We start from the raw sequence: 13006 nt of genomic DNA, 5'->3' as shown, positions 1-13006 counted from the left end.
ACGGCCTGCCCGCGCTGCGGGCCGCGATCGCCGACCGGTTCACCGCCCGGGGGCTCCCGACCGGGCCGGAGCAGGTCGTCGTGACGGGCGGGGCGCTGCAGGCGATCGGGATCGTCGTCGCCGAGCTGGCCGGGCCCGGCGACCGGGTGCTCGTCGAGCACCCCACCTACCCGTCGGCGCTCGACGTCGTCTCCGACGCGGGGGCGGTCGCCGTCCCGGTGTCGGGGGACGGCGCCGACGCGACCCCGCAGACCGTGCTGCCGCGGGCCGCCCGGCAGACCGCGGCGCGGGTCGCGTACCTGATGGCGGACTTCCAGAACCCCACCGGCCGCCTCCTCGACGACGGCGCCCGCGCCCGGCTCGTGCAGCGCCTCGCCCGCCAGGGCACGGTCGCCCTGGTCGACGAGACCTTCGCCGAGCTGGACCTGCGCGAGGGCGCCACGGGGCCGCTGCCGTGCGCCGCGCACGCCGCCGGTCCCGACGACGTCGTCACCGTCGGAGGGCTGAGCAAGATCGCCTGGGGCGGGCTGCGGATCGGCTGGATCCGGGCCGGCCGCGAGCGGGCCGCCCGGATGCGACGACGGCTGGCCCGCGCCCAGCTGGCGCTGCCGGTACTGGAGCAGCTCGTCGCCGTCGAGGTGCTGGAGCGGCTCGACGTGCTGCGGGCCGAACGGGTCGGGGTGCTGCGCACCCGGCGCGACCTGCTGGTCGCCGAGCTCGCCGCGGCCCTGCCGGACTGGCGCTTCACCGTCCCCGACGGCGGGCTGGCGCTGTGGTGCGACCTCGGTGCGCACGTCTCGACGGCGCTGACCGCTGCCGCCCCGCGACACGGCCTGGTGCTGGCGCCCGGCCCGCGGTTCGGGGCCGGGCACGCGTTCACCGACCGGTTGCGGGTGCCCTTCACCCACCCCGGTCCGGTGGCGGCCGAGGCGGTACGGCGCCTGGCCCGCACCGCCCGTGACGTCGCCGGGCCGGGCCGGACGACCGGCGCCGACCCGGCGACCCGGGCCGGCGTCGTCGTCTGAGCGGGGTCAGATCACCAGGTCGATCACCAGCACCAGGACCAGGCCGGAGACCGAGATGACGGTCTCCATGATCGACCAGGTTCTGATGTTCTGGCCGACGGTGAGCCCGAAGTACTCCTTGACCAGCCAGAACCCGGCGTCGTTGACGTGGGAGAAGAACAGCGAGCCCGCGCCGATCGCCAGTACCAGCAGCGAGGTCTGGGTCGGGTCGAGCGTCGGCAGCAGCGGGACGAGGATGCCCGCGGCGGTCACCGTCGCCACCGTCGCCGACCCGGTCGCGAGCCGGATCGCCACCGCGACCAGCCAGCCCAGCAGCAGCGCGGAGATGCCGGCGCCGGTGGCCCAGCCGGCGATCATCGCGCCGATCCCGGTGTCGACCAGGGTCTGCTTGAACCCGCCGCCCGCGGCGACGATCAGCACGATCCCGGCGATGGCGGGCAGCGACCGCTCCAGCGAGCCCATGATCCCGGCACGGTTCATGCCGGATCCGGTGCCGAGGGTGACCATCGCGACCAGCACCGAGAGCAGCAGCGCGACCAGCGGGGTACCGACGAAGTCCAGCGCGGCGCGTACCGGGTTGCCCTCGGGTGCGGCGATGTCGCCGACGGCCTTGCCCATCATCAGCACGACCGGCAGCAGCACGGTGAGCAGGGTGGCGGCGAACCCGGGGCGCCGGGTGGGCCCGCCGTCCGGGGCGTCGCGATCGACGACGGCGTCGCCGCCCGAGCCGCTGCCGGAGCCGGTGTCCGGGTCGGTGCCGGTGGTGGCACCGGCCGATCCGCCGGACGGGGTGCTGGTCCCGGCCGCGACCCGGGATTCGAAGAGCGCCGGCGGGGACACGTCGACCCAGCGGGCCGCGACCTTCGCGAACAGTGGTCCGGCCAGGACGACGACCGGGATCGACACGAGCACGCCGAGGGCCAGGGTGATGCCCAGGTCGGCGTCGAGGATGCCGATCGCGGCGAGCGGGCCGGGGTGCGGCGGGACCAGGCCGTGCATGGCGGAGAGCCCGGCCAGTGCCGGGATGCCGACGGCGATCAGCGAGACCTGGGCGCGGCGCGCGACCAGGAAGATGACCGGCATCAGGATGACCAGGCCGATCTCGAAGAACATCGGCAGGCCGATCAGTGCGCCGACGGCGGCCATCGACCACGGCAGCGTCCGCGGGCCGGAGCGGGAGACGATCGTGTCGACCAGCCGGTCGGCGCCGCCGGAGTCGGCGAGCAGCTTGCCGAACATCGCGCCCAGCGCGATCAGCGTGCCGACGCTCGCGGCGGTGGAGCCGAAGCCGTCGGAGAAGGCCTCCACGGCGTCGCCCATCGACATACCCGCCACGCCCGCGACGAGCAGCGAGCCGATGGTCAGTGCGAGGAACGGGTGCAGCGAGAACTGCGTGATCAGCAGGACCAGCGCGACGATGCCCACCAGCGCGGCGGTCACCAGGCGACCGGCGGAGGCGACCGGCTGGGCCTGCTCCGCGGCCAGGACGAGTGCGGGGTGCAGTGTCATCGCGGGGCCACCTCCGGCCCGGTGACGGCGACGGCGACGGCGCCCGCGACGATCTCGTCGACCGGCCGGCGGATGTCCAGCGTCGTCGCGGCCTCGTCGGCGGCCGGCGGCTCCAGGGTGGCCAGCTGGGAGTCGAGCAGCGCGGTCGGCATGAAGTGCCCGGAGCGCCCGCCCATGCGCTCGGCGAGCACGGCGGCGTCGCCGGACAGGTGCACGAACACCGTCGACGGCGCGTGCGAGCGCAGCCGGTCGCGGTAGGCGCGGCGCAGCGCCGAGCAGGCGACGACGAGCCCGGTGCCGGTGTGCTCGGCCAGCCGGGCGCCGACGGCGTCGAGCCAGGGCTCGCGGTCGGCGTCGGTGAGCGGGATCCCCTGGGCCATCTTCGCGACGTTCGCGGCCGGGTGCAGGCCGTCGGAGTCGGTGAAGGGGACACCGAGGGCGTCGGCGAGGGCGGCGCCGACGGTGGACTTCCCGGAGCCGGACACCCCCATCACGACGACGAGCGGGTGGGGTGGTGGCTGCTGTGTCGCCGGCTGGTGCGTCACTGCATCGGCTCCTCACGGGTGTGGCGGCATCGGCACGCGGACCGGGACTACCCGGACCGTGGTGGGACCAGCGTCGGTTATTAGTAGTACTTTTTCAACACCGAATCGGTTCAGGTATGGTCGTATCGTGTCGCCGGGCCCATGCAGTGGCACGATTCGGGGCGTGGGTGGCGCACCGGAGGGTCTGCACGGGGACGTCCTGGACCGGCTCGGTACTGCGATCGCCGCGGGGACCATCGGGGCGGGCGAGGTCCTGCGGGCCGAGGAGCTGGTCGCGCGCTACGGCGTGTCACGCACCGTCGTCCGGGAGGCCGTGCGCGTACTGGAGTCGATGGGCCTGGTGCGCAGCAGGCGCCGGGTCGGCACGACGGTCGCCCCGCGGGAGCAGTGGAACGTGCACGACCCGCGGGTGATCCGCTGGCGGCTGGACGGTCCCGGCCGCGACGAGCAGCTGCGGTCGCTGTCCGAGCTGCGCTGCGGGGTGGAGCCGCTGGCCGCGGAGCTGGCCGCCGACCGGGCCACTCCCGAGCAGTGCGGTGTGCTCGTCGGCGCGGTGATGGACATGGCCGTGCACGGGCGGTCCGGAGACCTGCTGGCCTACCTGGAGGCCGATGTCGTGTTCCACCGCACGCTGCTCGCGGCCTCGGGCAACGAGATGGTGGCCGCGCTGGGCGACGTCGTCGCCGAGGTGCTGGCCGGGCGCACCCGGCACCACCTGATGCCCAGCCGGCCGGAGCCCGACGCGATCCGTCTGCACCGCGACGTCGCCGACGCCGTCCGGTCCGGTGACCCGGCGGGTGCCGGAGCGGCGATGCGCGAGATCCTGCGTGAGGCGGACGCGGCGATGCGGGCCGGTGTGGCGCGCGCTCCGGGTCCTCGATTGTGATGATGGTGCGGATCCGGACGTATCAATCCGTCGTCCGCAACCGATCATAGGGAGACCGTCGTGTGCGACGGGGCCGCGGCACCACGTCGCGGGACGGTGCCGAATGAGTGAGATGATCTCGCAATGTCCGTGCGGCGGGTGACGGAAGAACTGCAACGGCTGGGCATGTCGGGGTACGAGGCGAAGGCCTATGTCGCCCTGGTCGGTGCCGGCGAGGCGGTGAACGGCTACGAGGTGGCGAAGCGGTCGGGGGTGCCGCGCAGCACCGTCTACGAGACGCTGGGCAAGCTCGTCGGCCGCGGCGCGGCGTTCGAGGTGCGGGCCGCCGACGGCACCGGCTACGTCCCGTTGCCGCCCGCGACGCTGCTGGAGCGGATGCGCCGCGACTTCGACCGCACGCTGGGCATCCTGCAGAACGAGATCCCGCGGCTGACCGCGCCACCGCAGGTGCGGCTGGTGCACTCGCTGACCGAGCGCCGGATGCTGCTCGAACGGGCCGAGGACGTCGCCGCCGCGGCCCGCTCGGAGCTGTACGTGCTCGGCTGGCCGGAGGACGTCGAGGCGCTCAAGCCCACGATCCGCCGGGCCGAGGAGCACGGCGTCGACGTGGCCACGGTCGTCTTCGGCGCCGACGACGACCCGGTCGGCTGGCACACCGAGCACCGCTACTCGGCCCCGTCGGCGGTCGAGGACAACCTCGGCCGGCGGATGCTCATCGTCGTCGCGGACCGGGACCAGGCCGTGATCGGGGGGCTCACCGCCGACCGCACCTGGGGCCTCTACACCGACGACCCGGCCGCGGTGCTGCTCGCGCACCTCTACGTGCGTCACGACATCGCGATCCACCGCGTCGCCGACCGGTTCGCCGAGCACGGGTTCGACGAGTTCTGGGCCGGCGACCCCGCCCTGCGACGGCTGCGTGAGCCCGTCGGCGAGCCGGTCCGGGCCGTCGACGGCGCGCCGCGGTCCGTCGGCCCGGAGACCGACGACCAGGGTGTCGACATCGAGGACCTGGGCGACGACGAGGACGGGCGCAGCCGGGCCGGCTGAGCGTCGCAGCTCAGCCGGCGGGGACCTCCTCCGGCCTGCGCCCGCCCAGGTGCCGGCCGAAGAAGTCGAGGACGATCTGCGCCCGCTGGACGCGGTGGCGCGGCGACCCGTCGCGCGACATCCCGTGGCCCTCCTCCGGGAACCGCCAGTACTCCACCGGCCGCCCGAGCAGCCGCAGCGCGACGAACAGCGCGTCGGCCTGCTCGACCGGGCACCGCAGGTCGTCCTCGGAGTGCAGGATCAGCATCGGCACGTCGATGCCGCGGACGTGGTGCAGCGGGGACATCCGCCGGTACTCCTCCGGCGCGTCCAGCAGCGAGCGGCCCAGCTCGTGGCCGAACCACCCGGCGGCGTCGGAGCTCCAGTCCAGCGACTCCAGGTTGTTCACCGCCCGCTCGCTGCACGCGGCGGCGAACCGGGCGGAGTGGTGGGCGGCCAGCCACGAGGTGAGGTAGCCGCCGTAGGACCCGCCGAGGACGCCCACCCGGTCCCGGTCGAGCCGGTCGAAGGCGGCAAGGGCGCCGTCGAGCGCGGCGAGCACGTCGTCGGCGTCGATCCCGCCCCAGCCGGTCCCGGGCGCGGTCTGCGCCAGCGGGCTGCGGATCGACCGGACCCGGTCCTGGGTGTAGCCGGTCGAGCCGTGCGGGTTGCACCAGACGACCGCGTAGCCGGCGCCCGCCCACAGCCGGAACTCGTCGAACCAGGCGTCGGCGTACTGGGTCATCGGGCCGCCGTGGATCGACAGCAGCACCGGGATCCGCCCGCCGTCGCCGGTGGCGGGCTCGTCCGGCAGCAGCACCCAGGTGTCGACGTCGCCGTCCCCGGCCGGGGACGGCACGGCCAGCCGCACCGGGGTCCGCCCGCGCGGCACGGCGTCGTGGAAGGGCTCGGTCAGCGAGGTGAGCCGGCGCAGCGACCCGTCGTCGGTGACGTGCAGCTCGCCGAGGTGGTCGTGGTCGGTGACCAGGACGACGGTGGTCCCGCCCGCGCGGTCGTAGGCGGTCACCGCCCGATCGCCGGTCAGCAGCGCCTGCGCGGTGCCCGCTCCGGCGCCGTCGGCCGCGACCCGGTACAGGTGGACCCCGCCACGGTCCTCGCAGGACACGAGCAGGTGCCCGTCGTCCCAGATCGGGGCGCGGGCGCCGGGGAACGGCCGCCAGGTGCGGTCGACACCGGTCGCGAGGACGTCCTCCCGCCCGGTCGCGACGTCGACCACCGCCGGCGACGCGTGCGCCGGGGACGCCAGGTGGTCGTCGGAGGCCAGGGTGGCCAGCCGGGTGCCGTCCGGCGACCAGGACGGGTGCGTGTGGTGGCGCCCGGTGCGGGTGAGCCGCCGCGGCCCGCCCCCGCCACCCGTGGCGTCGACCAGGTAGATCCGCGCGGTCTCGTCCAGGTCCCAGTCCGGCTCGCGGTCCGCGACGACGGCCAGCGTCCGCCCGTCCGGCGACCAGGCGGGCGACGAGTGCTCGTACGGCCCGCCCGCGACGGCCACCGGGTCGCCGCCCCCGGCGTCGACGACGAACACCGTCGACGGGCGGTCGATGATCCAGCCCTCCCCGTCCAGCCGGCTGAACAGCCGGTCGATCCGGCGCGGCTCACGGGCCCGGTCGTCGTCGCCGGTGGCCCAGCGGGCCGCCCGCTCCCGGGACACGAACGCGATCCGCGTGCCGTCCGGCGACCACACCGGCTCGGACACCGGCTCCGGACGCTCGCAGACCACCACCGGCTCGCCCGGGACGCCGATCGGCAGCACCCGCAGCTGCGCGCCGCCGCCCTCCCGCCCGGTGACGACGGCCAGCCTCATCCCGTCCGGCGACCAGGCGGGGGAGGAGTCGCCGTGCTCGGAGCCGGTCAGCCGGCGCGGTGGGCTGCTCCCGTCGGTCGGGGTGAGCCAGATCGCAGTGCGGTACCGGTTGGCGCCGAGGTCGACGCGGCGGACCGCGACGGCGACGACCGTGCCGTCCGGGGACACCGCGGGGGCGCCGAGGGTGACGAGTCGTCCGATGTCAGAGGGCTGCACGGGGCCGACGGTAGGTGTCGGCTCCGGGAGGGGCACCCCCCCCCTTTCCGGGCCGGAGACCGGCCCGTGTAGTGTTCTTCATGTCGCAAGGGGCTGTGGCGCAGCTGGTAGCGCACTTGACTGGCAGTCAAGGGGTCAGGGGTTCGAATCCCCTCAGCTCCACCCGATACGAAAAGCCAGGACTCCGGTCCTGGCTTTTTTGTCGGTCCGAAGGGGACCGTACTGCCTCGAGGGCATCGACGCCCCTCACATCCCGCTCGGTCGTACCCGGTGGTCCCGGACGGTGGGCACGACCGCGACCACGGCCTGCGCCACGACGTGGCCCAGGACGAACGGCGGCATAACCGGCGCCGGATGCGTCGTCGCGGACGGCAGCAGCGGGACCAGCCAGGCGAACACCACGACGTGGCCGCATCGGTCGGCGTCGTGTCGGGGAGCGGCTCTGGGCTCCGCTCCGGAGGACCATCCTGATCAGGGGCGGGCCCGCCACCTCCCCCGACGACGGGTCCGCACGCCCGATCGTCGCGATACGCTCCCGCCCGGCACCGCCTGCCCGGTCGAAGGGGTGGAATCCCGGCCTGTGACGCAGTCGTGACTGCACACGCCCGGTTCCGGCATTACCTTCCGAAAGGCCCGCGACCAGCGTGAGCGACGGAGCGCGCGCGAGATCGAGGAGAGTGCATGAGCGACAGCCCTGACCCGTCGGGACCGGCGATGCGGATCGGTGTGGCCGCGGAGGCGGAGCCCGAGACCCGCGTGGCGATGAGCCCCGAGACGGTCGCGAAGGTCGTCGGCCTCGGTTACGCCGTCACGGTCGAGTCCGGGGCGGGTGCCCGTGCCGGGTTCACCGACGAGGCGTACGCCGAGGCCGGTGCCGACGTCGTCGACGGTCCCGTCTGGGACACCGACATCGTGGTGCGGATCAACGCCCCGGAGCCCGACGAGATCGGCAAGCTGCGCGAGGGGTCCGTGCTGATCGCCATGCTCGCGCCGCGCTTCGAGGCCGAGCGGACCGAGGCGCTCACCGCCCAGGGCGTCACCGCACTGTCGATGGACGCGGTGCCGCGGATCTCGCGGGCCCAGTCGATGGACGTGCTGTCGTCGATGGCCAACATCGCGGGCTACCGGGCGGTGATCGAGGCGGCCCACGTGTTCGGCCGGTTCTTCACCGGTCAGGTCACCGCGGCGGGCAAGGTCCCGCCGGCGAAGGTGCTCGTGGCCGGGGCGGGCGTCGCCGGGCTCGCCGCCATCGCCGCGGCCAACAGCCTCGGCGCGGTCGTGCGGGCCACCGACCCGCGCTCCGAGGTCGCCGACCAGGTGCGGTCGCTCGGCGGCGAGTACCTGGCGGTCGAGGTGGAGCAGGAGGCCTCCACCGACGGCTACGCCAAGGCCACCTCGGCGGACTACGACAAGCGCGCGGCCGAGATCTACTCCGAGCAGGCCGCGGACTGCGACATCATCATCACCACCGCGCTGATCCCGGGGCGCCCCGCGCCCAAGCTGATCACCGCCGCGGACGTGGCGTCCATGCGCCCGGGCAGCGTGGTCGTCGACATGGCGGCCTCGCAGGGCGGCAACGTCGAGGGCTCGGTGGCGGGGGAGTCGGTCGTCACCGACCACGGTGTCACGATCGTCGGCTACACCGACCTGGCCGCCCGGCTGCCCGCGCAGGCCTCGCAGCTCTACGGCACGAACGTGCTCAACCTGCTCAAGCTCATGACCCCGGAGAAGGACGGGCGGCTCGCGCTCGACCTCGACGACACCGTGGTCCGCGGCATCACCACCGCGCACGCGGGGGAGACGCTCTGGCCGCCGCCCGAGGTCACGGTGAGCGCGGCGCCCGCGGCCCAGCCGGCCGAGGAGCCGAAGGAGAAGGAGCCGGAGAAGCCGCGTTCCCCGTACGCGGGTCTCGCCGCCGGGATCGTCGGCGCGCTGGCGCTGTTCGCGGTCACGGCTCTGGCCCCGGCCGAGCTCGCCGGGCACCTCACGGTGTTCGTGCTGGCGATCGTCATCGGCTTCTACGTCATCGGCAACGTGCACCACGCGCTGCACACGCCGCTGATGTCGGTCACGAACGCGATCTCCGGGATCATCGTCGTCGGCGCGATCCTGCAGATCGGCACGGGCGGCGACGCCCTGGTCATCGGGCTCGCCGCGGTCGCGGTGCTGCTCGCCGCCATCAACATCGTCGGTGGCTTCGCGGTGACCCGCCGCATGCTGCAGATGTTCACGAGGAGCTGAGCCGTGCAGACGTGGACCACTGCGGCGTACCTGATCGCCGCGATCCTGTTCGTGATCAGCCTCGCGGGGCTGTCGAGGCACGAGACATCGCGCTCCGGTGTGCTGTTCGGTATCGCCGGCATGACGATCGCGCTGGTCGCCACGGCCGTCGTCGCGCTCGGCCAGGCGTCCGGGCTGGGCGTCGCCCTGCTGCTGGTCGCCGTCGTCGTCGGCGGGGCGATCGGGCTCTGGCGGGCCCGCGTCGTCGAGATGACGGGGATGCCCGAGCTCATCGCGCTCATGCACAGCTTCGTCGGCCTCGCCGCGGTGCTGGTCGGCTGGAACGGCTTCCTCGAGGTCGAGTCCGGTCACCTGCAGCTCGAGGGCTCGCTGCTGGGCATCCACCACGCCGAGGTCGCCGTCGGCGTCTTCATCGGCGCGGTGACCTTCACCGGCTCGGTGGTCGCCTACCTGAAGCTGTCGGCGAAGATCAAGTCGGCGCCGCTGATGCTGCCCGGCAAGAACGTCCTCAACCTCGGCGCGCTCGTGGCGTTCGCGGTGCTGACGGTCGTCTTCGTCCTCTCGCCGCAGATGTGGATCCTGGCCGTGCTCACGGTGCTGGCGCTGCTGCTCGGCCTGCACCTGGTCGCCTCGATCGGCGGCGGTGACATGCCGGTCGTGGTGTCGATGCTGAACTCGTACTCCGGCTGGGCCGCCGCGGCGGCGGGCTTCCTCCTCGGCAACGACCTGCTGATCATCACCGGCGCGCTCGTCGGGTCCTCCGGTGCCTACCTGTCCTACATCATGTGCAAGGCGATGAACCGGTCGTTCGTCTCGGTCATCGCCGGTGGCTTCGGCGCCACCTCCTCGGCGGCCGCCGCGGTGGAGGGTGAGCACCGCGAGGTCGACGCCGACGGCGTCGCCGAGCTGCTCGCGAACGCCGAGAGCGTCGTGATCACCCCCGGCTACGGGATGGCGGTCGCCCAGGCCCAGTACCCGGTGGCGGAGCTGACCCGCTCACTGCGCGACGCCGGCGTGAACGTGCGCTTCGGCGTCCACCCGGTCGCGGGGCGGCTCCCCGGGCACATGAACGTGCTCCTCGCCGAGGCCCAGGTGCCCTACGACATCGTCCTGGAGATGGACGAGATCAACGACGATCTCGCCGAGACCGACGTCGTGCTGGTGATCGGCGCCAACGACACGGTCAACCCGGCCGCGTCGGAGGACCCGGGCTCACCGATCGCCGGGATGCCGGTACTGCGGGTGTGGGACGCCAAGGACGTGATCGTGTTCAAGCGGTCGATGGCCACCGGCTACGCGGGAGTGCAGAACCCCCTGTTCTTCCGCGACAACACCCAGATGCTGTTCGGCGACGCCAAGGAGCGCGTGCAGGACATCCTGTCCTCGATCAAGAGCCTCACGAAGACGGGCTGACCGGCGGGCGACTTCACCCGGGCGGGGCGCAGGTGTTACCGAGCCGACTCCTGCGCTCCGCTTGCCCGGAACGTCCGGTGGGCACTCTGTGTCCATGAGTGAGAGCAGCACGCAGCACGCGAACACGACCTGGCCCCACCCCGAGAGCGAGCAGGCCCGCCACGACGGGCGCTACACCCCGGTCGCCCGCGCGGGACACCGCGGACACCGGTCCGACGACCCGTCCGCCTCCATGCGGGACTGACCACCGCACCACCACGCCCGGTCCGCAGCCGGATCGGGCCCGATGAGAACCGGTCGCCGTCACCCGCCCTCGGGCGTGGGGTGCGGCGACCCTGTCGTTGCAGGGGTCCCCGGGAGCGGGGACGGGTCAGGACGCCGGGACGCAGAGCCCCGGACAGCGGCCGATCCGCCCCTGGAACGAGACGGTGGTCCCGTCGGGACCCGGCACCACCCGTACGTCCTCCGCGACCGCCTCGATCATCCCGATGCCCCGTCCGCGGTGGCCGGGGTCGGTGGGCGGGTCGCGCCAGCGCCCGCGGTCGCTGACCTCCATCCGCACCCGGTACCCCTCGGCGTCACCGCGCAGCAGGACCGTCGCGTCCCCGCCCGGGCCGGTGGTCCCGTAGGCGTGCTCGATGCAGTTGGAGACGGCCTCGTTCACCGCGAGGACGAGATCCTGCACGGTCGGGCACTGTTCGTCGGTCCCGCACAGCGACGCGAGCCACCTCCCGGTCTCCCGGCGGGAGCGGCCTGCCGACCCGGGTTCGACGGGCAGCTCGACACGCAGAGTCGGGGACATGGGAGAGCAGTACCCACCACGTCGCCGTGAAACTCATCGGAGTGACCGTCGATCGACAGTCGACCAGGTCACGCGACGTTCGACATGCGGGCCCGCGCCACCCGGCCTACCGTCGGTCGGTGATGACAGTCGATCATCGCCGGCCGCGGAGACGGCATGGCTGAGCCGAGCACGGACGCCGAGGGAGCCGAGGCGTCGCGGGCCGACGACACGGTGGGGGACCCGGTGGACGGCACGAGCGGGCACGTCGGGACCGTGCACACCGGTCCCGGGCACCCCGTGGACGAGGCCGCCGGGAACGCCCACGAGACCGTGGACGCCCGTCCCGACGAGTACGCCCACCTCCTCGCGCCCCTGCACGCCTTCGCCGCCGCCGGACCCGACGACCCGGAGCGGGAGCGGCTGCGCTCGGAGCTGGCGAGGGGCTTCCACCCGGTGGTCCGGCACATCGCCGGGCGCTACCGGCACCGCGGCGAGCCCGTCGAGGACCTGGAGCAGGTCGGCACGATCGGGCTGATCAACGCGCTGGACCGGTTCGACCCGGGCCAGGGCACCCCGTTCCTGGCCTACGCCGTCCCCACGATCACCGGGGAGATCCGCCGGTACTTCCGCGACCGCACCTGGTCGATGCGCGTGCCGCGGCGGCTCAAGGACATCCAGAGCCGCATGACCCGCGCCCAGGAGGAGCTGGCCTCGCGGCACGGCCGTGCCCCCCGGGTCTCCGAGCTCGCCGAGCACCTCGGCATCAGCCGCGAGGAGGTCATCGAGGGGCTGCAGGCCCAGGACTCCTACCGGTCGGACTCGCTCGACCAGCTCGTCGGCGACACCGACAACCCGCTCGGCGAGATCGTCGGGGGCATCGACGCCGGGATGGACGCGGTCGAGGCCCGCGAGTCGCTGCGTCCCGCGCTGCGCAAGCTCCCCGAGCGGGAGCGGACCATCCTCATGCTGCGGTTCTTCGGCAACCAGACCCAGACGCAGATCGCCGCCCAGGTCGGGCTCTCGCAGATGCACGTGTCGCGGCTGCTCGCCCGGACCCTGGTGACCCTGCGCGGGCACCTCGCCGACGAGCAGACCCACCACGACGGGGTCCCCGAGGCCGGCTGACGCCCGCCCGCTACGACGACCGGGTGGCCGTGGTGGTCCGACCGGGGCAACCGGACCGGGCCGGATCACCTCGCCGTCACCTGCGCGTTTCCCCACCGGCCTCCCGGGGCACCCTGTCGTGTTCCGCGCACGCCGTCGTCCGTCCACCGGGCCACGGTGTGGCGCATACCGAGACATCAGCGAGACCGTCGTCCCGCGACCCGTCACCCGCGTTTCCACGGCCGGTCGGTGCTCCCACCGACCGGTCCCGCGCCGTGCCGCCGGTCGGGACGACAGGAGAGGAACCGGGCATGGCCGTGCAGGAGAAGACGTTCGCCACCGAGCGTGACGGCAAGCAGGCGGAGCGCTCGGCGGCCGCGGCCGCCGGGCGCGCCGAGGTGGCGGCCGCCAGGGCGGAGCGGGCCGCCG

Annotated in this window: 12 protein-coding genes and 1 tRNA gene; 8 read left to right on the top strand and 5 right to left on the bottom strand. The window is 73.9% G+C overall.

Annotated elements, in window-relative coordinates:
* Positions 1–1025, top strand: a 1025-nt coding sequence (locus GTW08_RS11605; RefSeq protein WP_161151907.1) for a PLP-dependent aminotransferase family protein, incomplete at its 5' end; no start/stop codon positions are given.
* A 6-nt stretch (positions 1026–1031) separates the two neighbouring features.
* Here GTW08_RS11605 and GTW08_RS11600 read toward each other — a convergent pair.
* Both GTW08_RS11600 and GTW08_RS11595 read right to left on the bottom strand, forming a co-directional pair.
* A complete protein-coding gene (locus tag GTW08_RS11600) occupies positions 1032–2534 on the bottom strand; it encodes an SLC13 family permease (RefSeq protein WP_161151906.1) in 1503 nt (500 codons plus the stop codon).
* Complete coding sequence (locus GTW08_RS11595; RefSeq protein WP_337826508.1) at positions 2531–3079, bottom strand: gluconokinase; 549 nt, start codon at positions 3077–3079, stop codon at positions 2531–2533. The genes GTW08_RS11600 and GTW08_RS11595 overlap by 4 nt, the downstream gene beginning before the upstream one ends.
* 163 nt (positions 3080–3242) lie before the next feature.
* On the opposite strand from GTW08_RS11595, the gene GTW08_RS11590 reads away from it, so the two are divergent.
* Both GTW08_RS11590 and GTW08_RS11585 read left to right on the top strand, forming a co-directional pair.
* Entirely contained in the window at positions 3243–3965 is a 723-nt protein-coding gene (locus GTW08_RS11590; RefSeq protein ID WP_161151905.1) for a FadR/GntR family transcriptional regulator, read from the top strand.
* 123 nt (positions 3966–4088) lie between these two features.
* Entirely contained in the window at positions 4089–5015 is a 927-nt protein-coding gene (locus GTW08_RS11585) for a TrmB family transcriptional regulator (RefSeq protein WP_161151904.1), read from the top strand.
* 10 nt (positions 5016–5025) lie between these two features.
* Here GTW08_RS11585 and GTW08_RS32965 read toward each other — a convergent pair whose 3' ends face one another.
* The gene (locus GTW08_RS32965) at positions 5026–7035 is read right to left on the bottom strand and encodes a prolyl oligopeptidase family serine peptidase (RefSeq protein ID WP_161151903.1); all 2010 of its coding nucleotides are present in this window, start codon (positions 7033–7035) and stop codon (positions 5026–5028) included.
* 89 nt (positions 7036–7124) lie between these two features.
* Here GTW08_RS32965 and GTW08_RS11575 point away from each other — a divergent pair.
* Positions 7125–7197: transfer RNA gene (locus tag GTW08_RS11575), tRNA-Ala, on the top strand.
* Between the two features lie 84 nt (positions 7198–7281).
* On the opposite strand, the gene GTW08_RS11570 is transcribed toward GTW08_RS11575, so the two are convergent.
* On the bottom strand, positions 7282–7437 hold the full coding sequence (locus GTW08_RS11570; protein WP_161151902.1) for a hypothetical protein: 156 nt from the start codon (positions 7435–7437) through the stop codon (positions 7282–7284).
* A 279-nt stretch (positions 7438–7716) separates the two neighbouring features.
* On the opposite strand from GTW08_RS11570, the gene GTW08_RS31020 reads away from it, so the two are divergent.
* The 3 genes from GTW08_RS31020 to GTW08_RS11560 all read left to right on the top strand — a co-directional run bounded on the left by GTW08_RS31020 (position 7717) and on the right by GTW08_RS11560 (position 10933).
* Positions 7717–9276: a Re/Si-specific NAD(P)(+) transhydrogenase subunit alpha gene (locus GTW08_RS31020; protein WP_255497540.1), complete on the top strand. Its 1560-nt coding sequence runs from the start codon at positions 7717–7719 to the stop codon at positions 9274–9276.
* A gap of 3 nt (positions 9277–9279) precedes the next feature.
* A complete protein-coding gene (gene pntB / locus GTW08_RS31015) occupies positions 9280–10689 on the top strand; it encodes a Re/Si-specific NAD(P)(+) transhydrogenase subunit beta (protein WP_208819884.1) in 1410 nt (469 codons plus the stop codon).
* A gap of 94 nt (positions 10690–10783) precedes the next feature.
* A complete protein-coding gene (locus GTW08_RS11560) occupies positions 10784–10933 on the top strand; it encodes a hypothetical protein (protein WP_161151901.1) in 150 nt (49 codons plus the stop codon).
* Between the two features lie 126 nt (positions 10934–11059).
* Here GTW08_RS11560 and GTW08_RS11555 read toward each other — a convergent pair whose 3' ends face one another.
* Entirely contained in the window at positions 11060–11491 is a 432-nt protein-coding gene (locus GTW08_RS11555; protein WP_161151900.1) for an ATP-binding protein, read from the bottom strand.
* Between the two features lie 156 nt (positions 11492–11647).
* Between GTW08_RS11555 and GTW08_RS11550 the strand changes: the two genes are divergently transcribed.
* A complete protein-coding gene (locus GTW08_RS11550) occupies positions 11648–12598 on the top strand; it encodes an RNA polymerase sigma factor SigF (protein ID WP_161151899.1) in 951 nt (316 codons plus the stop codon).
* Positions 12599–13006 lie beyond the last annotated feature (408 nt).

It is taken from the genome of Pseudonocardia sp. SID8383 (genome assembly GCF_009864975.1).
Taxonomy (GTDB): domain Bacteria; phylum Actinomycetota; class Actinomycetes; order Mycobacteriales; family Pseudonocardiaceae; genus Pseudonocardia; species Pseudonocardia alni.
Note: the sequence above shows the minus strand (reverse complement) of the source record. Positions and strands in the feature narration are given on the sequence as shown.